General features: G+C 69.9%; 18 protein-coding genes and 1 pseudogene. 14 read left to right on the top strand and 5 right to left on the bottom strand.

Annotated features, from left to right (window positions below; all coding sequences use genetic code 11):
• The first annotated feature begins 388 nt into the window (after positions 1-388).
• Positions 389-2,728 (top strand): sodium-translocating pyrophosphatase, encoded by a 2,340-nt coding sequence (locus tag ABD437_RS28380; protein WP_344651996.1) that lies wholly within the window; start codon positions 389-391, stop codon positions 2,726-2,728.
• A gap of 40 nt (positions 2,729-2,768) precedes the next feature.
• Here the strand turns inward: ABD437_RS28380 and ABD437_RS28375 are convergent, their stop codons facing one another.
• The 3 genes from ABD437_RS28375 to ABD437_RS28365 are packed head-to-tail and all read right to left on the bottom strand — an operon-like array spanning position 2,769 to position 6,036.
• Positions 2,769-3,206: a response regulator gene (locus ABD437_RS28375; protein ID WP_344651995.1), complete on the bottom strand. Its 438-nt coding sequence runs from the start codon at positions 3,204-3,206 to the stop codon at positions 2,769-2,771.
• Positions 3,203-4,798 carry a sensor histidine kinase gene (locus tag ABD437_RS28370; RefSeq protein WP_344651994.1) on the bottom strand — a complete coding sequence of 532 codons (1,596 nt, stop codon included), beginning with the start codon at positions 4,796-4,798 and terminating at the stop codon, positions 3,203-3,205. The genes ABD437_RS28375 and ABD437_RS28370 overlap by 4 nt, the downstream gene beginning before the upstream one ends.
• Positions 4,795-6,036, bottom strand: coding sequence for a PP2C family protein-serine/threonine phosphatase (locus ABD437_RS28365; protein WP_344651993.1), 1,242 nt, complete (start codon positions 6,034-6,036; stop codon positions 4,795-4,797). The genes ABD437_RS28370 and ABD437_RS28365 overlap by 4 nt, the downstream gene beginning before the upstream one ends.
• A 196-nt stretch (positions 6,037-6,232) precedes the next feature.
• Here ABD437_RS28365 and ABD437_RS28360 point away from each other — a divergent pair, with 196 nt between their 5' ends.
• The 5 genes and pseudogenes from ABD437_RS28360 to topA all read left to right on the top strand — a co-directional run bounded on the left by ABD437_RS28360 (position 6,233) and on the right by topA (position 11,968).
• Complete coding sequence (locus tag ABD437_RS28360; protein ID WP_344651992.1) at positions 6,233-6,616, top strand: STAS domain-containing protein; 384 nt, start codon at positions 6,233-6,235, stop codon at positions 6,614-6,616.
• Positions 6,613-6,984, top strand: a complete 372-nt coding sequence (locus tag ABD437_RS28355) for an STAS domain-containing protein (protein WP_344651991.1) — start codon at positions 6,613-6,615, stop codon at positions 6,982-6,984. Before ABD437_RS28360 ends, ABD437_RS28355 begins: the two co-directional genes overlap by 4 nt.
• A gap of 44 nt (positions 6,985-7,028) precedes the next feature.
• Positions 7,029-7,904 carry a GntR family transcriptional regulator gene (locus ABD437_RS28350; RefSeq protein WP_344651990.1) on the top strand — a complete coding sequence of 292 codons (876 nt, stop codon included), beginning with the start codon at positions 7,029-7,031 and terminating at the stop codon, positions 7,902-7,904.
• A 116-nt stretch (positions 7,905-8,020) separates the two neighbouring features.
• A pseudogene (locus ABD437_RS28345) lies at positions 8,021-8,746 on the top strand (lysophospholipid acyltransferase family protein); the annotation flags it as partial.
• Between the two features lie 372 nt (positions 8,747-9,118).
• Complete coding sequence (topA, locus tag ABD437_RS28340) at positions 9,119-11,968, top strand: type I DNA topoisomerase (RefSeq protein WP_425558270.1); 2,850 nt, start codon at positions 9,119-9,121, stop codon at positions 11,966-11,968.
• On the opposite strand, the gene ABD437_RS28335 is transcribed toward topA, so the two are convergent.
• On the bottom strand, positions 11,969-12,961 hold the full coding sequence (locus ABD437_RS28335; RefSeq protein WP_344651989.1) for a LacI family DNA-binding transcriptional regulator: 993 nt from the start codon (positions 12,959-12,961) through the stop codon (positions 11,969-11,971). It lies immediately after the preceding gene.
• A gap of 196 nt (positions 12,962-13,157) precedes the next feature.
• Between ABD437_RS28335 and ABD437_RS28330 the strand changes: the two genes are divergently transcribed.
• From ABD437_RS28330 to ABD437_RS28300, 7 genes are read left to right on the top strand one after another with little or no spacing between them, the layout of a single operon-like run.
• A complete protein-coding gene (locus ABD437_RS28330; protein WP_344651988.1) occupies positions 13,158-14,561 on the top strand; it encodes an L-fucose/L-arabinose isomerase family protein in 1,404 nt (467 codons plus the stop codon).
• Positions 14,562-14,586: 25 nt separating this feature from the next.
• Positions 14,587-15,876 carry an ABC transporter substrate-binding protein gene (locus tag ABD437_RS28325; RefSeq protein WP_344651987.1) on the top strand — a complete coding sequence of 430 codons (1,290 nt, stop codon included), beginning with the start codon at positions 14,587-14,589 and terminating at the stop codon, positions 15,874-15,876.
• Positions 15,869-16,774: a carbohydrate ABC transporter permease gene (locus ABD437_RS28320; RefSeq protein ID WP_344651986.1), complete on the top strand. Its 906-nt coding sequence runs from the start codon at positions 15,869-15,871 to the stop codon at positions 16,772-16,774. Before ABD437_RS28325 ends, ABD437_RS28320 begins: the two co-directional genes overlap by 8 nt.
• On the top strand, positions 16,771-17,589 hold the full coding sequence (locus tag ABD437_RS28315) for a carbohydrate ABC transporter permease (protein WP_344651985.1): 819 nt from the start codon (positions 16,771-16,773) through the stop codon (positions 17,587-17,589). Before ABD437_RS28320 ends, ABD437_RS28315 begins: the two co-directional genes overlap by 4 nt.
• Before the next feature lie 5 nt (positions 17,590-17,594).
• Positions 17,595-18,230: a hypothetical protein gene (locus tag ABD437_RS28310; RefSeq protein ID WP_344651984.1), complete on the top strand. Its 636-nt coding sequence runs from the start codon at positions 17,595-17,597 to the stop codon at positions 18,228-18,230.
• Positions 18,227-20,662 carry a GH116 family glycosyl-hydrolase gene (locus tag ABD437_RS28305; RefSeq protein ID WP_344651983.1) on the top strand — a complete coding sequence of 812 codons (2,436 nt, stop codon included), beginning with the start codon at positions 18,227-18,229 and terminating at the stop codon, positions 20,660-20,662. Before ABD437_RS28310 ends, ABD437_RS28305 begins: the two co-directional genes overlap by 4 nt.
• On the top strand, positions 20,662-22,113 hold the full coding sequence (locus ABD437_RS28300) for an FGGY-family carbohydrate kinase (protein WP_344651982.1): 1,452 nt from the start codon (positions 20,662-20,664) through the stop codon (positions 22,111-22,113). The genes ABD437_RS28305 and ABD437_RS28300 overlap by 1 nt, the downstream gene beginning before the upstream one ends.
• A gap of 5 nt (positions 22,114-22,118) precedes the next feature.
• Here the strand turns inward: ABD437_RS28300 and ppgK are convergent, their stop codons facing one another.
• Complete coding sequence (gene ppgK / locus ABD437_RS28295) at positions 22,119-22,856, bottom strand: polyphosphate--glucose phosphotransferase (RefSeq protein ID WP_344651981.1); 738 nt, start codon at positions 22,854-22,856, stop codon at positions 22,119-22,121.
• Between the two features lie 446 nt (positions 22,857-23,302).
• On the opposite strand from ppgK, the gene ABD437_RS28290 reads away from it, so the two are divergent.
• Entirely contained in the window at positions 23,303-24,226 is a 924-nt protein-coding gene (locus ABD437_RS28290; RefSeq protein WP_344651980.1) for an ADP-ribosylglycohydrolase family protein, read from the top strand.
• Positions 24,227-24,248 lie beyond the last annotated feature (22 nt).

Raw genomic sequence — 24,248 nt, 5'->3', positions numbered from 1 at the left:
GCCCAAAGCTCGCGCCCGGTGGCGCTCCTACCGCAACTGCCTATTGCGGACGTTGGACGCTTTCACGCCATTAGCACGCAGGAGTCACTCGCACCGCATCGACCCCGCGGAAGAACTTGCGACTGCGTGCTAGGCGTCACGCCTACCGTGGGTGAACGGATCCCCGCGAACCGGATCGATTCCGACGCTTTGACCTTCCGGACGTTAATGCCGGTCACGGTTGATGTGACTCATCTCGCACCGCAGGTCGCGATGCCACCTGTGGTCAACGTCACCTAGACTCCCCGAATCCCGGCGGAGAGATCCCCCGTCCCTGTTCGTTACCGCCGGGCCCTCAGCGCAGGCTTCTGGGGAGCGTCTCACCGCGCTCGCCCGTTCAGGAGGACGCATGCAAGGGTCCATCTCCGCCATCGACGGCGGAGGCGTAAACATCAGCGGCGACAACATCACCTACGTGGTGATCGCTGCGGCCATCGCCCTACTCGCGCTCGGCGTAGCCGCCGCCCTGGTGCGCGCGGTACTCGCCGCGGGTCAGGGCACAGCGAAGATGCAGGAGATCGCCGCGGCGGTTCAGGAAGGAGCCTCCGCCTACCTGGCCCGTCAGTTCAAAACGCTCGGCATCTTCGTCGTCGTCGCGGTCATCCTTCTGTTCGTCCTCCCCGTTCCGGGTGACGACATCGGAGTGAAGATCGGACGTTCGGTCTTCTTCGTCGTCGGTGCGTTGTTCTCGGCGTTCATCGGCTACATCGGCATGTGGCTGGCCACGCGGGCGAACGTCCGGGTGGCCGCGGCGGCCCGTGAGGCCGACGGTGCGCCGACCGCGATGCGGATCGCCTTCCGCACCGGTGGTGTCGTCGGCTTCTTCACGGTCGGCCTGGGCCTGCTCGGCGCCTCGGTCGTCGTCCTGATCTACAAGGGCGACGCGCCGACCGTGCTCGAGGGCTTCGGCTTCGGCGCGGCGCTGCTCGCGATGTTCATGCGGGTCGGCGGCGGCATCTTCACCAAGGCCGCCGACGTCGGCGCCGACCTCGTCGGCAAGGTCGAGCAGGGCATCCCCGAGGACGACCCCCGCAACGCCGCGACGATCGCCGACAACGTGGGCGACAACGTCGGTGACTGCGCCGGCATGGCGGCGGACCTGTTCGAGTCCTACGCCGTCACGCTCGTCGCGTCGCTGATCCTCGGCCGCGTCGCGTTCGGCGAGGAGGGCCTGGTCTTCCCGCTGATCGTGCCCGCGATCGGCGTCGTCACCGCGATCATCGGCGTCTTCATCACCCGCCTGCGGGCCAGTGACAAGAACGGGATGACCGCGATCAACCGGGCGTTCTTCATCTCCGCGCTCATCTCCGCGGTGCTCTGCTCGATTGCGGCGTTCCTCTACCTGCCGTCGTCGTTCGACGGCTTCACCGGCGTGAGCGAGTCGATCGCCGGGCACGACGGCGACCCCCGCCTGATCGCGGTTGTCGCGGTGCTCATCGGCATCGTGCTGGCCGCGGCCATCCAGCTGCTCACCGGCTACTTCACCGCGGTCGGCAGCCGGCCGGTGCGCGACATCGGCAAGACCGCGCTCACCGGTCCGGCCACGGTCGTGCTCTCGGGCATCACGGTCGGCCTCGAGTCGGCCGTCTACACCGGTCTGGTCATCAGCGCCGGCGTCTTCGGCGCGTACCTGCTCGGCGGCGGCGTCACGGTGATCTCGCTGTTCGCGGTGGCGCTGGCCGGTACCGGCCTGCTCACCACGGTCGGCGTCATCGTCGCGATGGACACGTTCGGCCCGATCTCCGACAACGCGCAGGGCATCGCCGAAATGTCCGGCGACATCGACGAGGCCGGCGCGCGCACGCTCACCGACCTGGACGCCGTCGGCAACACCACGAAGGCGATCACCAAGGGCATCGCGATCGCGACCGCGGTGCTCGCGGCGACCGCGCTGTTCGGCTCGTTCACCGACGCGGTGCGCACCGCGGCCGAGGACGCCGGCCAGCGGGTCACCGGCGAGTACGCGGGCGTGCTCGACGTCGCCAACCCGAAGAACCTCGTCGGGCTGATCATCGGTGCGTCGGTCGTGTTCCTGTTCTCCGGTCTGGCGATCAACGCCGTGACGCGGGCAGCCGGAGCGATCGTGTTCGAGGTCCGCCGTCAGTTCCGGGAGATCCCCGGGATCATGGAGGGCACCGGCAAGCCGGAGTACGGCAAGGTCGTCGACATCTGCACCCGCGACTCGCTGCGTGAGCTGGCGACGCCGGGCCTGCTGGCGGTGCTCGCGCCGGTGGCGGTCGGGTTCGGGCTCGGGGTCGGGCCGCTCGGCGCCTACCTGGCCGGCGCGATCGCGACCGGCACGATGATGGCGGTGTTCCTGGCCAACTCCGGTGGCGCCTGGGACAACGCGAAGAAGATGGTCGAGGACGGGGCGTTCGGCGGCAAGGGCTCCCCGGCCCACGACGCCACCGTGATCGGCGACACGGTCGGTGACCCGTTCAAGGACACCGCCGGCCCGGCGATCAACCCGCTGATCAAGGTGATGAACCTGGTCTCGCTGATCGTGGCGCCCGCCGTCGTCACGCTGTCGGTCGGCGCGGACGAGAACGTCGGCGTCCGGGTGGCCATCGCGCTCGTGGCCACCGCGGTCATCGTCGGCGCGGTGATCGTCTCCCGCCGCCGCCCGATCTCGATCGCCGAGGACGAGGAAGAGCCGGCGAAGGTCCCCACCCAGCCGGTGGGGGTCTAACCACGGTCGGAGGGCCCGCCGCGATGCGGCGGGCCCTTCGTCATGCCGGGGGCAGCCGGACGACCGTCAGGAAGAACTCGTCGACCTGGCGAACGACGTTCACGAACTGCTCGAAGTCCACCGGCTTGGTCACGTAGGCGTTCGCGTGCAGGTTGTAGCTGCGCAGGACGTCCTCTTCGGCCTCCGAGGTGGTCAGCACCACCACCGGGATCCGGCGGAGCACCTCGTCGGCTTTGATCTCCGCGAGCACCTCCCGGCCGTCCATGCGCGGCAGGTTGAGGTCGAGCAGCACCAGGTCGGGTGTCGGCACGCCCTCGAACTCGCCCTCCTTGCGGAGGAACAGCAGGGCGTCGACGCCGTTGTTGACCACGTGCAGCGAGTTGCGCAGCTTGTGGTCATCGAACGCTTCGCGGGTCATCAGGACGTCGCCCGGATCGTCCTCGACCAGCAGGACCTCGATGGGTAGCGGTTCTGTCACGCGTTGCTCTCCGTTCGCGCGGCGCCCACCCCGGTCGTCGCGGCCTTGAGCTCCGACGGTACCGGCAGCGTCCAGCGGAAGGTCGTTCCACCGCCGGCGGCGGCTTCGGTGTCGAGCCAGATCCGGCCGCCGTGGTGCTCGATGATCTTGCGCACCATCGCCAGCCCGATGCCGGTGCCGTCGTACTGCTCCTTGCCGTGCAAGCGCTGGAAGATCACGAACACCCGTTCGGCGTACTGCGGCTCGATGCCGATGCCGTTGTCGCTGCAGGCGAACTCGAACGTGTCGCCCTTCTGCTCGACGGTGATCCGTACCCGCGGTGCGGCCATGCCGTGGAACTTGATCGCGTTGCCGATCAGGTTCTGGAACACCTGGGTGAGCAGGATCGGGTTGCCGTTCACGTGCGGCAGCACGTCGGCCTGGACGTCGGCGTCGCTCTCCTCGATCGTGCTGCCGAGGCTGGTGAGCGCCCGGTCGAGCACGCTGTCGAGCGAGATGTCCTCGAACTCACCCGTGGTGCGGCCCACCCGGGAGAACGCCAGCAGGTCGTTGATCAGCCGCTGCATGCGCTTCGCTCCGTCCACGGCGAAGTCGATGTACTGCTGGCCGCGCTCGTCGAGCTGGCCGGAGTACCGCCGCGAGAGCATCTGGCAGAAACTCGCGACCTTGCGCAGCGGCTCCTGCAGGTCGTGCGAGGCGACGTAGGCGAACTGCTCCAGCTCGGTGTTGGAGCGCTGCAGGTCGGCGGTCTGGGCCGCCAGCTGGTCGGTCTGCTCCTTGAGCCGGTCCTGGGCGGCGACCGCGGTGGAGAGCGCCGCCACCAGCGAGTGGCGCATCGCGTCGACGTCGGCGGCCACCGTGGTGATCTCCTTGGGGCCGTCCACCGTGACCTTGTGGGTGAGCGCACCGCTGACGACCTGCTGGGTCTCCGCGCCGATCCGCTCCAGCGGTTGCAGCACCCAGCGGCGCAGCGCACGCCACAGGACGACCCCGGCGATCAGGACGCACACCAGCGCCACGATCGCCACCGCGATGAGTGTCCGGATCGCCGACTGCAGGTCGTCGTAGATGCCGTTGCGGATGACCGTGAGGTCGTTCTGGAACTTGGCGATCGCTTTGCGGACCGCGTCGAACAGTTGTTTGCCCTCGTCGTCGACGGTGGTCGCGGTGGTCTGCCCGGTGCGTGCGGCGGCGATGGCCGGGTCGGCGTATTGGCTGCGCCACGCGGTGATCGCGCTGTCGACCCGCTCCAGGTCGTCGCGCAGGCCGTCGTCCTCGGGGATCGCGTCGCGGATCGTCCGCAGGTGTCCCTGCTGGTTGTTCAGGCCCTCGGTGTACGGCTCCAGGAACGCCGCCTGCTTGGTCAGGACGTAGCCGCGGACGCCGGTCTCCTGATCGAGGAGCGCGGACTCCAACTGGTAGCCCGAGAGCCGGGCCGGCCCGATGCGGTCGAGCAGGTCGTTGTTGCGGGTGATGACCCGGCCCAGCGCGGTGGCCGCGAGTCCGGCGATGACCGCGGTCAGTGCCCCGACCACGATGAACGTGATGACCAGACGCCGTCGGAGCGTCCACTCACCGGTGCCGGGTTTCATCGGACCTCTCCCTCGGCGGCGTACGAGAGCACGACCAGGGCCGCGTCGTCGGCCAACGCCCCACCGTTCTGCTCCTCGACCGCGTCCAGCAGCGTCTCCGGCCACCGGATGGGGACCGGAAGACCCGGGTGGTGCTCGGCGATCAAGTCGACGAGCCCCTCCTCACCGAGCCGATCCGGCCCGTTCCCGGTGCGGGCTTCGAACAAACCGTCAGTGAACAGCAGCAGCGCCCAGGACGGCGGCAGCGGCACCGGCACCGCGGGCCACCGGCCCTCGGGCAGGAACCCGAGCGCCGGGCCGCGCGGCCCCATCGGCAGTTGCCCCACGCCGCCCTCGACGAAGCCCTGCTCGCTGACCAGGATCGGCGAGGGGTGCCCGGCCAGGTACATGTCGGCCGACGTGCGGTCGGGCCCGATCACGACCATGCAGACGGTCGCGAACGCGAACGGGCTGTGCCGCTCGCGGACCACGAGCATGTCGAGCACCGGCAGCATCCCGGCGGCCGGGACGCCGGAGAGCACCAGCGTCCGCCAGGCGATGCGCAGGCAGACGCCGAGCGCGGCCTCGTCGGGGCCGTGGCCGCTGACGTCGCCGATCAACGCGAACACCGTGCCGTCACGTTCGATCACGTCGAAGAAGTCACCGCCGAGCAGCGCCATCCGGCGGCCGGGCCGGTACGCGTGGGCGAAGTGGACCTGGTCGTCGTGCAGCAGGGGCGTGGGCAGCAGGGCCCGCTCCATGCGCGCGTTCTCGCTGGCGAGCATCTCGGCCTCGCGCAGGCGCAGCGCGGCCGAGTCGGCCCGTTTGCGCTCGACCGCGAACCGGATCGCCCGGGCCAGCAGCTCGCCGTCGACCTGGCCCTTGACCAGGTAGTCCTCGGCGCCCGCGGCGACCGCCTCGACGCCGCGGTGCTCGTCGGCCAGGCCTGTGAGCACGATCACAGCGGCCTGCGGCGCGAGCTCGAGGACCTTGGTCAGCCCCTCCATGCCGGTGGCGTCCGGCAGGTTGAGGTCGAGCAGGACGCACCGCACACCGGAGTCCAGCGCCGACGTGGCGTCGGCGAGGTTCTGCACCCAGGTGAGTTCGAACGCCACCCGTGCACCGGCGAGTAGTTCCTCGACCAGGAACGCGTCACCGTGGTCGTCCTCGACCAGGATGACCCGGACCGGACCGGCGTCAGCCGGATCGACCGGGCGCCCGCTCAGCCCGTGCGTGGGCGGGTAGGTGGCTGCGCTCACCCCAACTCCTTCATTCGGCGTCACCGAGGATAGGTCGGCGCCGGGTGTACCGGGTCGGCCGGGCGCTCCGCGGGTACTCACCAGGGTTCACGGCCTCATATCGATAAGCGTTTGGCGCGGCCGAAACGTAACTGTTCGGCGCGAGCTGGTTTGCGTCCCCCGCTTTCTGGATAGAGGAGGCCAGACGGTAGTCGTCATGGCGGAGGTTCGCGTGTCGTTGCAGGTGAGTGTGGAGCACGTCGACGGTGTCGCGCGCTGCGAGATCGTCGGTGAGGTGGACATGGCCACCACACCGCAGCTGCGAGACGAGCTGCTCGGTCTGGTGGATGCGGGCAACCAGTACCTGGTGCTCGATGTGTCCGGAGTGCCGTTCCTGGATTCCACGGGGCTCGGTGTGCTGATGGAGGTGCACCGCCGGCTGCGTGACAACTCCGGCGCGGCAGCCCTGGTCGGTGCGCGGCCCGCGTTGGTGCGTCTGCTGACGATCACCAACCTGTCCCGTGCGCTGCCGGTGTACCGGTCGGTGGAGGACGCCTCCGCGGCCGTGACCGGTTCCCCCGCGGCCGAGGTCACGGGGTGACTGGGCGCTCACCCATCGCAGAAGACGAGTCCACCGGGTGGGACAGTGCCGGGCAGATCCGGTGCGAACCCTCCCGGTTCGGTTACCGGATCGTGCTGGTCGGTGAAGTCGATCTCACGATGTCCGTGGAGTGGGAGCCGGTCTTCGGGCTGCTCGCCGACAGTGACCCGTCGGACGTCACCGTGGACCTCTCGGCCGCGACGTTCATCGACTCCAGCGTGCTCGGCACGTTCGTCCGCCTGCATCGGACGGTGTCCGCGCGCGGAGCCGAGATGACGATGACCGGTGCCGAGGGTTCCGTGATGCGCACGATCTCGCTCGCAGGCATCGACCGCTTGATTCCGGTAGTTCCGGTATCGGAAACGTGAGTCGTTAAGGCCGAATGTCCCTTTAGGGATGTTAAGTTCCGCCCGTGCAGGCGGATGCCGCGTATGCGCGGTTGCGGGAGGCCATCGTCGACGGTCAGTACCCCGCGGGTGCTCGTCTGACCGAGGTGGAGATCGCCGAGACGCTCGGCATGTCACGCACCCCGGTCAGGGAAGCGCTGCGGCGGTTGGCCGGGGACGGGTTGGTCCGTGCCTCCGATCGGGGGGTCATCGTGGATCTGATGGACGAGGAAGAGGCGTGGCACGCCCGGACGGTGCGCGCCGCGCTCGACGTCCTGGTGGCCGAGCTCGCGGCTCGGCGGCAGAAAGCCGGCGAGGTCTCACCGGCGGCGCTGCGTGCCGCCGAGGAAGCGGCGGCCTCCGCGCAGACCTACTTGGAGCGTGGCGACACCGACGAGGCCTACCGGCACGACCAGCGCCTCCACCGGCAGATCGCGGAGATCGCCGGCAACCCGGTGGCGCTCCAGATGCTCGACCGGCTGGCCGATCGGCTCGAGGTGGCCCGGCTCGCCGCCGCGTCCCGCGCCGAGCGTCTGAAGAACATCGAGAAGAAGGTGGACGGCATCCACCTGGTGACGAAGGTGCCCGCGGCGGTCGGCGCCGGGTTCGACGGTGACGTGATGAACGGACTCGACCTGAACGGCCATGCCGTGAACGGTGCGAACGGGAGTCGCGGCGCTGGTGCCGATAAACCGGGCGACGAGGGTGCGTCCGGCTCGGCGTCGATGAAAAAGAACGGAAAGCGGGCCGGCGGGACCGTCGGCGACGACGGGATGGGACGGCTGGCGGTGCCCGTGCTCTCGCCCGACCTGGCCGAAGAGCACCGGCGGTTGCTCGACGCGATCGCCGCCGGTCAACCCGCGGCGGCCTGGCTCGCGGCCCGTGAACACGCTCACGGCTAGACGGGAACCCCCATTGGTTGTGAGCCGTTCATCCGGCGACAACCGGAGAGGTCGACGCCTTTCCTACGGTTCGGTAACCTACGGGTCCGTAGTAACCGAGGAGCAGAGGGCGCTGTATGGCCGAAATCGTGTACCCGCCGGTGATCACCCTCGCCAAGGCAGCCTTTGCCGGAATTCGGGTGAAGGTGGACGAGGTGGGTGGCGAGCACATCCCGCGCACCGGTGGGGCGGTCCTGGCCAGCAACCACGTCAGCTACCTGGACTTCCTGTTCTGCGGCCTGGCCGCGCAGCCCTCGAAGCGGCTGGTGCGGTTCATGGCGAAGGAGTCGGTGTTCCGACACAAGATCTCCGGGCCGCTGATGCGCGGGATGAAGCACATCCCGGTCGACCGGGCGGCCGGCGCCGGTGCGTTCGCCACCGCGGTGAAGGCGCTGCGCGACGGCGAGGTCGTCGGGGTGTTCCCGGAGGCCACGGTCAGCCGGTCGTTCCTGCTCAAGGACTTCAAGTTCGGTGCGGCGCGGATGGCCGCCGAGGCCGGGGTCCCGCTGGTGCCGATGATCGTGTGGGGCACCCAGCGGTACTGGTCGAAGGAGAATCCGCGCGACCTGACCCGCCGCAACAACCCGGTGCTGCTCCGGGTGGGCGAGCCGCTGAACCCGACGACGTCGGACGACCCGGCCGAGGTCACCGCCGAGATGCGGAGCCGGATGGCGGTGCTGCTCGAGGAGGCGATCGAGTCCGACCCGTACCGGCCGACCGGTCCGGACGACAAGTGGTGGCTGCCGGCGTCCAAGGGTGGCACCGCGCCGACGCCGGAGGATGCCGCCGTCCTCGAGAAAGCCGAGGTCGAGGAGCGGATCAAGCAGGCTCGCGCGCAGGCCCGAGTGGTCGCGGAAGCCCGGGTGAAGGCCCGTGCCAAGGCCAAGGCGAAGGCGGCCGCGAAGAAAAAGGCGTGAAGGTCTGACACGGCGCGAGTCGGGTATCCACGTCGATGACCCTGTGGATATAGGGGATTTCGGCGCGTCATAGTGCCACCCTGGAAAGCCTGTGTGCTACGTCCCTCTGGGCCGATCGGACGCAGCGCTCTACCCGACCGACGGACGGGCGGACATCGAACGGCCACGTCCGCGCGTTACGTTTGACAGCGGACGCCTGCTGGGTTGCACACTGCCCAGCGGCTGTGTCCGACCGAGCCATGTTGACCTTGGAGATTCGTGAGCGCTCCCACCACCACCGCTGCCGCCGCCAAGCGGGGCCGGCGTACCGGCACCGCGGCCGGCGCCGACGGCCTGCGTCTGGTGATCGTCGAGTCGCCGGCCAAGGCGAAGAAGATCGCCGATTACCTCGGCCCCGGCTACGTCGTCGAGGCGAGCATCGGACACATCCGCGACCTGCCGCGCAACGCCGAAGACGTGCCCGCGAAGTACAAGGGCGAGTCCTGGGCGCGGCTCGGCGTCGACGTCGACCGGGAGTTCGCGCCGCTCTACGTGGTCAGCCCCGACCGGAAAGCCCAGGTCACCAAGCTCAAGCAGCTGGTCAAGGACGCCACCGAGCTCTACCTGGCCACAGATGAGGACCGCGAGGGCGAGGCGATCGCCTGGCACCTGGTCGAGGAGCTCCGCCCCAACGTCCCGGTGCGCCGGATGGTGTTCCACGAGATCACCCGGCCGGCCATCCTCGCGGCGGTGGCCAACACCCGCGAGCTGAACCTGTCGCTGGTCGACGCGCAGGAGACCCGCCGGATCCTCGACCGGTTGTACGGCTACGAGGTCTCGCCGGTCCTGTGGAAGAAGGTCATGCCCCGGCTGTCGGCCGGGCGGGTCCAGTCGGTGGCCACCCGCATCGTGGTCGAGCGCGAACGCGCCCGGATGAAGTTCCGGTCCGCGGAATACTGGGACATCCGCGGCCATTTCGCGGTTTCCGAATCGGTCCCCGGCGAGCCGAACGACTTCCTGGCGACGCTGGTCGGCCTCGATGGCGACCGGGTGGCGACGGGCCGTGACTTCGAGCCGACGACCGGTCAGCTCAAGACCGAGGTGCGCGGCGACGTCATCCAGCTCGACGAGGCGGGGGCCCGTGGCCTGGCCGCCCGGCTCGAGGGCGCCGCGTTCAAGGTCGTCCGCGTCGAGGAGAAGCCCTACCGGCGCAAGCCCTACGCGCCGTTCATGACCTCCACGCTGCAGCAGGAGGCCAGCCGCAAGCTGCGCTTCGCCGCCGAGCAGACGATGCGTGTCGCGCAGCGGCTGTACGAGAACGGCTACATCACCTACATGCGTACCGACTCCACGAACCTGTCGGAGACCGCGCTCACCGCGGCCCGCCAGCAGGTCCGGGAGCTCTACGGCGACCGGTACGTGCCGGCCGAGCCGCGCCGGTACGCCCGCAAGGTGAAGAACGCGCAGGAGGCGCACGAGGCGATCCGCCCGTCCGGTGAGCACTTCCGGACGCCGGGCGAGTTGGCCCGCGAGCTCTCCACCGACGAGTTCCGGCTCTACGAGCTGATCTGGAAGCGGACGATCGCCTCCCAGATGATCGACGCCGTGGGGCAATCGGTGTCGGTCCGCCTGTCGGGCACGTCGTCCACCAACGAGGTGGCCGACTTCGCCGCCTCCGGCCGCACGATCACCGAGCCCGGATTCCTGCGGGCCTACGTCGAGGACATCGACGAGTCGCACGACGGCTCCGGGGGCGACGGGCAGGACGACGAAGAGCGCCGGCTGCCCCGCCTGGCCAAGGACGACCCGCTGACCGCGCACGACCTGCTCGCGGAGGGCCACAACACCCAGCCGCCGCCGCGCTACACCGAGGCGAGCCTGGTGAAGGCGCTGGAGGAGCTGGGCATCGGGCGCCCGTCGACGTACGCGTCGATCATGCGCACGATCCAGGACCGCGGGTACGTGTGGAAGAAGGGCGCCGCGCTGGTGCCGTCCTTCATCGCGTTCGCCGTGGTGCAGCTGCTCGAGCAGTACTTCCCGCGCCTGGTCGACTACAAGTTCACCGCGAACGTCGAGGAGGACCTCGACGACATCGCGGCCGGTGAGCGCCGCCGGGTCGACTGGCTCACCCGGTTCTACTTCGGGGCCCCGGACGACGCGAAAGTCCGGGAAGACAGCATCTCCCGGGCCGGCGGGCTCAAGCACCTGGTCGCGCTGAACCTCGGGGACATCGACGCGCGGGGCGTGAACTCGATCCCGCTGTTCACCGACGAGTCCGGGCGCACCGTCGTGGTGCGGGTCGGGCGGTACGGGCCGTACCTGCAGCGGACGTCCGGGCCGGACGACGAGGGCGACCGGGCGTCGCTGCCCGACGACCTCGAGCCCGACACGCTGACCCCGGAACGTGCCGAGGAGCTCCTGTCGGCCCCGCAGGGTGGGCGCGAGCTGGGCACGTCGCCGGTGACCGGTGAGCCGGTCGTGGCGAAGGCCGGACGATTCGGGCCGTACGTGCAGAGCGGCGAGACGACGTCGTCGTTGTTCAGCTCGATGTCGCTGGAGACGCTGACGCTCGACGACGCGCTGAAGCTGCTGTCGCTTCCGCGCACGCTGGGCGCACATCCCGGTGACGGGGAGCCGGTCACCGCGCAGAACGGGCGGTACGGGCCCTACGTGAAGCACGGTACCGAGTCGCGGTCGCTGGGCTCCGAGGACGAGCTCTTCACGGTGACGTTGGACGCGGCGTTGGCGTTGCTGGCGCAGCCGAAGCAGCGGGGGCGTCGGGCGGCGCCGGCCGCTCCGCTGCGTGAGATGAACGCCAACGACCCGGTGAGCGGTCAGCCGATGGTGATCAAGGACGGGCGGTTCGGCCCGTACGTCACCGACGGCGAGACGAACGCGAGCCTGCGCAAGGGCGACGAGGTGGCCGAGCTGACGCCGGAACGGGCGGCCGAGCTGCTGGCCGACCGGCGGGCGCGCGGACCGGCGAAGAAGACCACCCGCAAGAAGGCGGCGGCGAAGAAGGCCCCGGCCAAGGCGGCGGAGGGCGCGGCGAAGAAGACCGCGGCCAAGAAGACCACCAAGAAGGCGCCGGCGAAGAAGAAGGCGCCGGCCAAGGCGGCCAAGGAGTAACTAGCGGCGGGGCTCGTGCACGGCCAGCGTGGCCGGGAGCACCACGTCGTTCGGTGGTGCTTCCGGTGTGCGGATGCGGTCGAGCAGCGCGGTCGCGGCCTGTTTGCCCAGCTCGTACGTGGGCTGGGTGACGAGGGTCAGCGGGGGGAGCAGCCCGGTCTGCCAGGTCTGGTCGTCGAACCCGACGAGCGCGATGTCCTCGGGGTGGCGTAGTCCGGCATCGTCCAGAGCGGTGATCGCGCCGATCGTCATCAGGTTGTTGGAGACGAACAGGGCGTCCGGCGTCAGCTGGAGCAGGCGCTTCGCCGCGGCGCGGCCGCCGTCGATCCGGTAGTCGCCGTGGGCGACCAGGTCGGGGTCGAAGGCCAGCCCGGCCTCGGCGAGCCCGTCGCGGTAACCCGCCAGGCGGTCCGCGGCGGTGGTGGTGGCCAGTGGACCGCCGACGAACCCGATCCGCCGACAGCCGGTACCGACGAGGTGCAGGGTGGCCTCGCGCGCCGCCGCCAGGTTGTCGACCGTGACGCTGTCCACGGGGTGCCCGAGCAGCCGCCGGTCGACCGTCACCACCGGGATGCCCCGGCTCCGGAGCACGTCGATGTCGGTCTCCGCACTGGACGCCGGCGCCAGCACGACCCCGGCCATGCGCTCGGCCGCGGCCACCTCCAGGTAGCGCTGCTCCTTCGCGAGGTCCTCGTCGGTGTTCGCGAGCACCACCGAGAACCCGGCGGCGTGGGCGGCGTCCTCGACCCCGCGCGCGATCTCCGGGAAGAACGGGTTGGTGATGTCGGAGATGATCAGCCCCAGCACACTCGTGGCACGTGTACGCAGGCTGCGGGCCTGGCTGTTGGGCCGGTAGCCCAGCTGGTCGACGGCAGCCACCACACGTTGACGCAACTCGTCGGCGACGCCCTGGTTGGCGTTGAGGACACGCGAGACGGTGGCGGGAGAGACCCCGGCCGCCTTGGCCACATCGCCGATCGTCACGTTTTGCACGCGTTTCTCCCTGCACCGGTTCAGCCCCTGGCGAGGCGTCGTCTGAGCCTAGTGAGCCTTGACACAGCACCGGGTCAGCCTTAACTTCTGAGAAATCGATTTCAAGAAATCGATTTCACGCACCATATCTTCCCTTCGTCCGCTCGGCAATCGCACTGACCGGACCTGTGAGAAAACGATTTCAGGAGGAGGCGCCGTGGCGAGGATCGGGCTGTTGACGATGTCGGACGGCCGCGACTACGTCGCGAACGACATCCGCGAGTTCGTCGAGAACGCGGAGAAGGCGCTGGTCGCGGCGCTGGAGGCCGAAGGGCACGAGGTCGTCGTCGGCACCGACATGATCTGGACGAACCAGCTGGCGACGTCGGAGGCCCGGCGCGTGGCGGCGGCACAGCCCGACCTGACGGTCTTCCACTACCCGGTCTGGGCGTTCCCGCACTTCACGATGCTGGCCGCGGCGTCGACGAACGGGCCGCTGCTGCTGCTCGCCAGCCTCGACCCGGTGCAGCCGGGCATGGTCGGCATGCTCGCCGGCGGCGGTGCGCTCGACCAGATCGGCCGCGTGCACAGCCGGGCCTGGGGCGGGCTCACCGAGGACGTGGCGGCACAGATCCGGGCGGCCACCGCGGTCAGCCGGCTGCGCGGGTCGACGTTCGGCAAGATCGGCGGCCGCCCGATGGGCATGAACACCGCGACCGCGAACACCGACCAGTGGATGGCGACCTTCGGCGTCGACGTCGAGGAGATCGACCAGTGGGAGATCGTCCGGCGGTCGTCGGGTGTCTCCCAAGCCCGTGTCACGGCGGGACGCGAGTGGCTCGAGCGGCACGCGGCCGGCGTCCACTACGACGGCAAGCAGCTGACGCCGGAGCTGCTGGAGCGCCAGATCCGCTCGTATCACGCGATGCGCGAGCTGATCGAGGAGTGGAACCTCGACTTCTCCGGCATCAAGGGCCAGCCCGAGCTGACCAGCCACTTCACGACGATGGACATCACCGAGGCGTTCCTCAACGACCCCTACGACTGGGAGGGGCCGAAGGACACCCACGTCACCGCGACCGAGGCCGACATGGACGGCGCGCTGACGATGCAGATCCTCAAGCTGATCTCCGGCGACCCGGTGCTCTTCGCCGACGTCCGGCACTACCACTCCGACCTGGACATCTGGGACCTGGCCAACTCCGGCCAGCACGCCACCTGGTACGCGGCCCGCAGCGCGGACCCGCTGGAGAACCTCGCGAAGACGCACTTCTACCCCGAGGTGTTCTTCTTCCCGGCCGGCGGGGCGTCGGTGCACCATGTCGCCGCTCCCGGTGACGCCACGTTCGCGCGGCTGACCCGGCTGGACGGCCGCTACCGCCTGCACGTGGCCCGCGGTGCGTTCGAGAGCTACTCCGACGCGGAGAACGAGCGGCTGGCCCGGCTCTCGACGTTCGAGTGGCCGCACGCGTTCACCCGCCTGCAGGTCGACGCGGGTGAGTTCCTCTCGAAGTTCGGCGCGAACCACATCCACGCGGTGCCCGGTGACCGGGTCGCGGAGCTCCGGGCGGTCGCCCGCCTGCTCGACATCGACTGGGCCGGACTCGGCCCCCTGGCCTGACAGACCTTCAACGTTGAGGAGAACCATGGTTACCAGACGGGACCTGCTGCGCGCCTCCGGCTTCGGCGCGCTCGCTCTCGCCGCCGCACCGCTGATCGCGGCCTGTGGCGACGGCGGCTCCGGTGCCGGCAGCTCCGATCTCACCCTCAGCTACTTAGGAACCGCCGACCAGCAGCAGGTCTGGAACAAGCTCTTCGCCGAGTTCCAGCGCAAGAACCCCGACATCAAGCTCAAGGCCACCGGGTCACCGGTCGACAACTGGGCCGCCTACTTCGACAAGGTCTCGACGCAGCTGGCCGGTGGGGTCAGGTACGACCTGATCCAGGTGGCCACCGAGGGCATGCAGCTGTTCGCGTCGAAGGGCCTGCTGCAGCCGCTCGACGACCTGGTGTCGAAGAACCAGGCCGAACTCGACGACTTCCTGGCCGACGCCCACCCGAACCTGCCCAAGTGGAACAAGCAGTACGGATCGCCGGACGGTAAGACCTACTTCCTGCCGGGCGACTTCAACACGATGTGCCTCTGGTTCAACAAGGAGGTGTTCCAGCAGGCCGGGGTGGAGGCGCCCACGAACGAGTGGACCTGGGACGACTTCCTCAAGGCCGGGCGGACGATCAAGCAGAAGACCGGCGCGTTCCTGTACCCGGCCACGGCGGAGTACTTCATCGGCGTGATGCCGTGGCTGCTGACCAACGGCGCCAGCACGCTCTCCGACGACTGGAAGAAAGCCACCTGCGACACCCCGGCCGCGATCGAAGCGGCGGAGTTCGCGCGGCAACTCGTGGCGGAGAAGCTCAGCCCGCCGCCCGGCGGATCGTTCGACCGCTTCACGCTCGCGACGCAGGGCAAGCTCGCCACGTTCGGCGGCGGGCGCTGGCCGATCGTCAACATCCGCCAGGCGAACGCGGTGGAGAAGTTCGGCATCGTCGCGTGGCCCCGGAAGGTCAAGCAGGGATCGCCGGTCGGGTGGAACGGCATCCCGGTGATGAAGAGCTCGAACAAGCCCGAGAAGGCGTTCGAGTTCCTCAAGTTCCTGATCTCCAAGGAGGGCGACGCGTTCTTCGCGCAGCTCGGCGGCACGATCGTGCCGGCGCGCAAGTCGGTCGCGGAGAGCACGGCCTACCTCGACAACTCGCCGACCGGCACGGAGAACCTGTACGCCGCGCTGGACTACGCGACGGTCATCCCGGCACCGGCCAAGGGCAACCTGATCCAGCGGGACATCGAGGACACCTGGGGCCAGATCCTGGCCGGCAACACGAAGCCGGCCGACGGCATGAAGAAGATGCAGGAAAAGGTCGCCGCGAATGTCTGAAGTGGCGGTCACCCCGTCGGTCGCCAAGCGGCCGACGGGGGAGCGGGTGGCGCCGTACTTGTTCCTGAGTCCGGCGCTCGTGTTGTTCCTGATCTTCGTGCTGGGGCCGATGGTCGGGACGCTCGTGCTCAGCCTGTTCAACTGGGACCTGCTCGGTGAGCCCTCGTTCGCCGGTGGCGAGAACTACTCCAAGCTCGTCAGCGACGAGACGCTGCGCAAGGCCCTGGGCAACACGTTCGAGTTCACGTTCTGGTCGATCGTGCTGCACGTCGGTCTCGGTCTGCTGCTGGCGCTGGGCGTCACCCGCAAGATGTGGCGGGTCACCCGCTACTTCCTGCGCACCGCGTACTTCTTCCCGTTCCTGATCTCGTGGGCGGCCACCGCCCTGATCTGGAAGTACGCCTACGACCCGGCGTTCGGCGTCTTCACGTACTACGGCGACAAGATCGGGCTCCCCGGCGGCGTGCTCGTCGACGCGCACTGGGCGATGCCGGCGCTGATCCTCGTCGATCTGTGGCACACGATCGGGTTCTCCTTCGTCGTGATCCTCGCCGGTCTCCAGGCGATCCCCGAGCACCTGTACGAGGCCGCGCTGCTCGACGGCGCCAACGCGTGGCGACGGTTCTGGCACGTCACGCTGCCGATGCTCTCGCCGACGCTGTTCTTCGTGACCGTGATCAGCTTCATCGGCGCGTTCCAGATCTTCGAACCGATGTACCTGATGACACGGGGCGGGCCGGACAACGCCACGATCAGCGTCGTCCAGTACCTGTACGAGACCGCGTTCCGGAACTTCCAGGTGGGATACGCGTCGGCGATCGCGCTGCTGGTGTTCGCGATCGTGCTGCTGGCCACGCTCGTCCAGTTCCGGCTCCGACGCAGGTGGGTGCACGAATGATCATCCGTCGACTGTTGACGACGACGTTGCTCTGCGCCTTCGCCGTGCTGATGGTGGCGCCGGTGTTCTGGCTGTTCGTCACCGCGATCCTCCCGGCCGACGACCGGTTCGCGCTGCCGCCGCACTGGATTCCGACGTCGTTCGACTTCAGCCCGTTCAGCCGGGTCTCGGAGCTGATCCCGCTCGGGCGGATGGCGTGGAACAGCGTCAAGGTGACGTCGTTGATCACGGTCGGTGCGACGCTCACGTCGGTGCTGGCGGCGTACGCGTTCGCCCGCCTGGAGTTCCGCGGCCGGGAGTTCTTCTTCCTGCTGTTCCTGTCCGGGCTGATGATCCCGCCGCAGATCACCGTGATCCCGGTGTTCCTGCTCATGCGTGAGCTGCAGCTCGTCGACACCCACGCGTCGGTGTACCTGCCGGGGATGGTGAACGCGCTCGGGATCTTCCTGCTGCGGCAGTACTTCCTGTCGATCCCGCGTGACCTGGACGAGGCGGCGCGCATCGACGGCGCCGGGCACCTGACGATCCTGCGGCGGGTGATCCTGCCGCTCGGAGCGCCGGCGATCTCGGCGCTCGCGATCTACCTGTTCCAGATGTACTGGAACGACTTCTTCTGGCCGAACGTGTTCCTCTCCTCGCCGGAGAAGCTGACGCTACCGCTCGGACTGGCGTCGCTGCAGGGTGCGCAGGGAGAGGGACAGGCCGCGGTGGTGTTCGCGGCGATCACGCTCGTGGTCGCGCCGCTGCTGCTGATCTTCCTGGTGTTCCAGCGGACGCTCGTGGACAGCATCGCCAGCTCGGGTCTGAAGGACTGATCGCCGTGTCGACGTTCACTTCGCCGCGCGTACCCGTGGTGCCACTCGCGGTTCTCCTCCGGGAGGCCGGGCCGCGGTTGTGGCGCGGCCTGCCGGTGCTGGTGGTGGCGTCACTGCCGATGGTGGTCGCGGTCGCGCTCACCGCGGTGTTCGCCCTCGGTGGCGCGGTGCTGCTCGCCCCCGCGGTGGCCGCGTTCACGATCGGGCCGGCGTTCCAGCTGCTCACCACGCTGGCCGGGGAGCCGGTCGCGGTGCGGGCGTTGCCGCGGGTAGCGGCGGGGGCCTACCGACCCGGCGTCGTGCGGGCACTGCCGGTCGCCGGCGTGGCCACGCTGGCGTGCGCCGGTCTGCTCGCCCGCGACGCCGGTCCGGTCTTCGCCGCCTCGCTCGCGGTGAACCTCGTCGTGCTGGGAGCGACGCTGCTCATCGCCCCGTTCGCGTACGCGAGCGGCAGCTGGCGCCGTGGCGCCGGGCTCACCGCGGCCAGCCCGGCCTTCGTCCTCGCGCTACTGACGCTCGTCGCGCTCGCGTCCGGGATCGCGACGCTCGTCGGGCCGCCGTTCCTGTTGCTGCTCCCCGGCGTGGTCGCCGTCGCCACCGCCGCCCAGGTGCACCTGCTGACCAAGGAGTTCGCGAAGTGAGGACCTACACGGGTGACCAGCGGCGCGCCGTCGCGTTCCCCCTCGGCGGGCTCGGCGCCGGCCACGTCGCCCTCGGTGCGGACGGCGCGCTGCGTCAGTGGCAGCTGCACTCCCGGCCGAACCACCGGGGTTTCCTGCCCGGCAGTTTTTTCGCGCTGCGCGTCAGCTCGATCGAACCTCCCGACGACGTGTGCCGCCTGCTGCGCTCCGCGCCGATCGCGCCGCACCCGCACCCGGCGCCGAACGTCGACGACGACCACGTGCCCGACGCCGGGAATCTGCCGCCGTGGCCCCCGGTCACCGACACGACGTTCACCGCGACCTATCCGTTCGCAAACGTCACGTATCACGACGAAACGCTTCCCGTTGACGTCAGCTTGAGCGCTCATACACCGTTCGTCCCGCTCGATGCCGACGAATCCGGGCTGCCGTTGGTCAGTTACGCGTTTACCGTTCACAACCGTTCGGCGGAGCTCCGGCACGGCTGGTTGATCGCGAGCCTGCAGAACGGCGTCGGCTGGGACGGCGTCGCGCCGATCGACGGCGTCCGCTCCTCGGGTTACGGCGGCAACGTCAACCGTCGGTACCGGCGCCAGGGCGTCGTCATGGACAACCCGTCGCTCCCGGACGACGATCCCCGTGCCGGCGAGATGCTGCTCTGGGCCGACCGGCCGGCCGCGGTGCTGCCCCGCTCCGGCGGGGCGGCCGAGACCCTCCGGTTCGCCGAGGCCCTCAAGCTCGTCACGCCCGTTCAGCTCTGGGACTTCTCCCGGGCCACGATCGACGAGGCCCTGACGTCGATCCCACCCACGCTGACCGGCGGCGAGGGCCCCAGCCCGGCCGGCCACACCTGGGACGCCGTCCTCGCGATCCCGTTCGCGCTGGCACCGGGCGAGGAGACCACGATCGAGGTCGTCCACGCCTGGTACTTCCCGAATCGCTACGTCGACTGGGACCAGTTCGGACCGGAGCGGCCGTACGGCAAGTCGAAGCTCTGGCTCGGCACGCACTACGCGACCCGGTTCGGCGGCGTGCTCGACGTGCTCGACCACTACCGCGCGAACCCGGTCGCGTCCCGGGCCTGGGCCGACGCGGTCGGGACGCTCGCCGAGCCGCTCGCCGAGCTGATCTCCGCGCAGGGCACGCTCGTCCGCTCGCCGACGATCTTCCGCACCGAGGACGGCGTCGTGCACGGCTTCGAGGGTGGTCTCGGCGCGTCCACCCGCAACTTCAACGGGGACGTCGGCGGCTCGTGCCCGGTCGACTGCAACCACGTCTACAACTACGAGCAGGCCCTGTCCCGCTTGTTTCCGCAGCTCGGCGCCACGATGCGCGATACCGAGTGGTCGATCGCGGCGGCCGAGGGGTACCTGCCGCACCGCGCGGTGCTGCCGACGTGGTTACCGCAGCTGCACGGCGTCGAGATCGGTGGACCGGCGAAGCCGGCGCTGGACGGCATGCTCGGCGCGGTGCTCAAGACGTACCGCTCGGTGCGTGACGGCGCCGGCCTGGACTGGCTCCGCGGCCACTGGCCGGCGCTGCGGAAGCTGCTCACCTACGTCCGCGAGACCTGGGACGCCGACGGGGACGGCGTCCTGCGGGGCGAACAGCCGGTCACCTACGACATCGCGCTGCACGGGCCCAACATGTTCGTCGGCTGCCTCTGGTTGGCCGCTCTGCGCGCGGCCGAGGAGATGGGTCGGCTGCTGTCGGAGGACACGGACGCCGACCGCTCCCTCTTCGAACTGGCCGCCAAGGGTTACGACGAGTTGCTGTGGAACGGCGAGTACTACGCGCAGCCGCCGACCGGTGAGGCGTACGACTTCGGCGCGGGCTGCCTCTCCGACCAGTTGTTCGGCCAGTGGTGGGCCAACCAGCTCGACCTCGGCCACCTGCTCCCGGCCGACCGGGTACGCACGGCCCTGCGGTCGATCGTCCGCCACAACCTGCGTACCGGCTTCGAGGACCACGGCTACCGCGTGTTCGCCGACGGTGACGAGACCGGCCTGGTCGTCTGCTCCTGGCCGCGCGGCGGGCGTCCCGAGGTGCCGCTGCGCTACTGCGACGAGGTGTGGACCGGGGTGGAGTACACGGTGGCCGCGCTGTGCCTGGCCGAGGGCCTGCACGACGAAGGCGGACGAGTGATCGCCGCACTCCAGCGGCGCCACGACGGGTCTCGGCGCAACCCGTTCAACGAGGTGGAATGTGGTGACCACTACGCCAGGGCGATGGCCGGCTGGTCGGTGCTCGACGCGGTCACCGGGTTCCGCTACAACGCCGCGACCCGGGCTCTCCGGGTGAGCGCGGCCCCGGGCACCTACCCGTTCGTGGCGGGTACCGCGTGGGGCACGTTCACCGTCGACGGCGAGAACGTCTCGATCGACGTCCACGGCGGCACCCTCCCGACGACGTCGATCGAGGTGGTGCGCTGATGCTGCTCGGAATCGACATCGGCACGTCGAGCTCCAAGGGTGTGCTCGTGCACCCCGACGGCACTCTCGTGGCGTCGGCGACCCGTGAACACGGCGTCTCGACGCCCCAGCCCGGCTGGGTGGAGCACGACGCGGTCGACGTGTGGTGGGCCGATTTCGCGGCCCTGGTCACCGAACTGCTTCCGGCGGCCGACGAGATCACCGGCGTCGGCATCTCCGGGATCGGGCCGTGCGTCCTGGTCACCGACGCCGACGGCCGGCCGCTGCGCCCGGCGATCCTGTACGGCGTCGACACCAGGGCGACGGCCGAGATCGCCGAGCTCACCGACCGCTACGGCGCGGAGGAGATCCTGGCCCGGGGCGGTTCGCCGCTCACCACCCAGGCGGTCGGACCGAAGCTGGCCTGGCTGCGACGCCACGAGCCGTCGACGTGGGCCGCCGCGCGCCGGCTCTTCATGGCCGGCTCGTGGCTCGTGCACGAGCTCACCGGTGAGTACGTGCTCGACCACCACTCGGCCAGCCAGTCGAGCCCGCTCTACGACGTCGACGCGCTGGCGTGGGCCGAGGACTGGGCGAACGACATCGCGCCGGGCCTGGAATTGCCGCCGCTGGCCTGGCCCGGCGACGTGGTCGGCCGGGTCACCGCGCGGGCCGCGGACCGGACCGGGCTCCCCGAAGGCGTCCCGGTCGTCGCCGGAACCGTCGACGCCTGGGCCGAGGCCGTCAGCGTCGGGGTCCGGAACCCCGGCGACGTCATGCTGATGTACGGCACGACGATGTTCCTGGTCGAGGTACTGCCCGAACGGCGCAGCTCGGCGAAGCTCTGGGGGACGGTCGGCGCGTTCCCCGGCACGTACACGATGGCCGGCGGCATGGCGACGTCGGGCGCGATCACCGCCTGGCTGCGGAGCCTCACCGGCCGCTCGTACCCCGACCTCACCGAGGCCGCCCGTGAGGCCGGGCCGGGCGCCGACGGGCTGCTGATGCTGCCGTACTTCGCCGGTGAACGGACGCCGCTCTTCGACCCCGACGCCCGCGGTGTGGTGGTGGGGCTGACGCTGCGCCACGGCCCCGGCCACCTCTATCGCGCCGCGCTGGAAGGCACCGCGTTCGGCGTCCGCCACAACCTCGAGGTGATGGGGGACCACGGCGGTCGCCGTCTCGTCGCCGTCGGCGGTGGTCTGCAGGGTGGTCTGTGGACGCAGATCGTCTCGGACGTGTTGCAGGAGCCGCAGCAGCTGCCGACCTACACGATCGGCGCCAGCTACGGCGACGCCCTGCTGGCCGGCCTCGGAACCGGGCTGGTCACCGACGCGAGCGGGTGGAACCCGATCGTGTCGGTGGTGCAGCCCGACCCCGGCGCCGCCGCTCGTTACGACGAGCTGTACCGGCTCTACCGGGAGCTGTACCCGGCGACGCGGCACACGGCGCACCGCCTCGCGGCCGGTTGAGTGCGTTACTTGACGGTGGCCGCGGCCATGGCGGCGCCGACGATGCCCGCGTTGTTCTGCAGCGTGGCCGGCACGATCTCGGCGTTGACCTTGACCTCGTGCAGCCACTTGTCGGCCTTCTTGCTGACGCCGCCGCCGACGATGATCAGGTCGGGCGAGAACAGCATCTCGAGGTGGCTGAGGTACTCGTTGACCCGGCCGGCGAACTTGCTCCAGCTCAGGTCGTGCTCCTCGCGGACCCGGTCGGAGGCGCGCAGCTCGGCGTCCTTGCCGTGCAGTTCGACGTGACCGAGCTCGGTGTTGGGCACCAGGTCGCCGTCGCGGAACAGCGCGCTGCCGATCCCGGTGCCGAACGTGAACAGCAGGACCGTGCCCTTCCGGTCGCGCCCGGCGCCGAACGCCATCTCGGCCACGCCGGCGGCGTCCGCGTCGTTCAGCACGGTCACCGGCCGGTGGGTCAGCTCGGTGAAGACCGTGCCCGCGTCGACGCCGATCCAGTCCTTGTTCAGGTTGGCGGCGGTCTTGATGACGCCGCGGACGACCACGCCCGGGAACGTGACGCCGATCGGGCCGTCGCCGGGGAACCGCTTCGCAACCTCGGCGATGACCGGCATCATGTCGTCCGGCGCGCCGCCCTTCGGCGTCTCCAGCCGGTACCTCTCGGCGGTCAGGGCGCCGGTGTCGAGGTCGACCGGTGCGCCCTTGATGCCGGACCCGCCGATGTCGATGCCCAGGATCGTCATAACCCGCCTCCAGCGTTCCGCTTCCCTACGGGATCTACCAAGATCGCCCGCTGCGGAAACGTACCGGGTCAGTCCGACGACCGTCCCAGCGCGTCCGCGAGGAGTGCGTCCACGGCGGTGAGCGTCGGACAGGCCCCCTGGCGGCCGCAGGCGGCGCACCGTCCGTTGGCGTCGGGCTGGTGTGCCTGCCAGAGCTGGACGCAACCACGCCAGTAGGTACGGACCCGCGCCTGCGGCGGAGGGTCAATCGGCGGCGGTTGCTTTCGGCTGTAACCGCTGTACGTCACGACTATCTCCCGGTGTTCTCGATAGTCACTCTTAGTCGTGCAGGGACTACCTTTGGCGACCGTCTCAGACTGATCACCAGTAACGCAAGTCGCGAACAGGGCTTACGGCTCTTATCGGTTGCTAAATTCCAAAGGGGACGGTCCGGGTACTGTTGGACAGTGGACGATCGGATCATCGGAACGTTGCTGGCCGCGGCCTGCGCGGACGCGCTCGGTGTCGCGTACGAGCCGGAGCAACGCGGCCCGGCCGACGGCCGGCCGCGGATGCTCGGCGGCGGGTACGGCCCGTACGCGCCGGGGGAGTACAGCGACGACACCCAGATGGCCGTGGTCGTCGCCGAGGTTGCCGCCGATGGCTGGGACCTGCGTACCGAGGAGGCGCTCGACCGGATCGCGGCCGGGTTCGTGGTGGACTGGTTCGGCGGCGGGGCGACCGACGTCGGGACGCAGACGCGTTCGCTGCTCTCCCGTGCGGCCGGGACCGGTGGCGGCGCGGCCCGGCTCCGCGAGATCGGCGCGGAGCTGCACGCGGTGTCCGGGCGTACGGCCGGGAACGGTTCGTTGATGCGGACGGCGCCGGTCGCGCTGGCGTTCCGGGGTGACGCCGACGCCATTGTCGACGCCGCCCGCGCGGTGAGCGCGCTGACCCATCACGACCCGGTGGCCGGCGATGCGTGCGCGCTCTGGTGTCTGGCCATCGATCACGCGATCGGAACCGGGGAGCTCGACGTCCGGGTCGGGTTGTCGCGGGTCGACGGGGGCGGTTACTGGGCGGCGCGGATCGCCGAGGCCGAGGCGGAGCCGCCGTCGGCGTTCGCCTCGTCGTCCGGGTGGGTGGTCGGGGCGCTGCAGGCGGCGTGGTCGGCGATCGTCCGCGGCGACGGTCTGCGTGGCGGGATCGAGGCCGCCGTGAACGGTGGGGGCGACACCGACACGGTGGCCGCCATCGCCGGTGCGCTGCTGGGAGCGGCGTACGGGGCGTCCGCGGTGCCGGCCGAGTGGCGTTCGGTCGTCCACGGCTGGCCCGGGTTGGACGCCTCCGGGCTGACGACGTTGGCCTTGAGGTGCGCCCGGCGGGACTGATTTTGGAGTATATGCCGCATTA

Source organism: Cryptosporangium japonicum (assembly GCF_039524755.1).
GTDB classification, from domain to species: Bacteria; Actinomycetota; Actinomycetes; order Mycobacteriales; family Cryptosporangiaceae; genus Cryptosporangium; species Cryptosporangium japonicum.
The sequence above is the reverse complement of the archived record's forward strand: the minus strand, read 5'-3'. Positions and strand labels throughout refer to the sequence as shown.

Coding starts and splice junctions, on each gene's coding strand:
- ABD437_RS28315 (WP_344651985.1), top strand. CDS start 16,771: ATGATCATCCGTCGACTGTTGACGACGACGTTGCTCTGCGCCTTCGCC.
- ppgK (WP_344651981.1), bottom strand. CDS start 22,856: ATGACGATCCTGGGCATCGACATCGGCGGGTCCGGCATCAAGGGCGCA.
- ABD437_RS28325 (WP_344651987.1), top strand. CDS start 14,587: ATGGTTACCAGACGGGACCTGCTGCGCGCCTCCGGCTTCGGCGCGCTC.
- ABD437_RS28320 (WP_344651986.1), top strand. CDS start 15,869: ATGTCTGAAGTGGCGGTCACCCCGTCGGTCGCCAAGCGGCCGACGGGG.
- ABD437_RS28300 (WP_344651982.1), top strand. CDS start 20,662: ATGCTGCTCGGAATCGACATCGGCACGTCGAGCTCCAAGGGTGTGCTC.
- ABD437_RS28370 (WP_344651994.1), bottom strand. CDS start 4,798: ATGAAACCCGGCACCGGTGAGTGGACGCTCCGACGGCGTCTGGTCATC.
- ABD437_RS28360 (WP_344651992.1), top strand. CDS start 6,233: ATGGCGGAGGTTCGCGTGTCGTTGCAGGTGAGTGTGGAGCACGTCGAC.
- ABD437_RS28380 (WP_344651996.1), top strand. CDS start 389: ATGCAAGGGTCCATCTCCGCCATCGACGGCGGAGGCGTAAACATCAGC.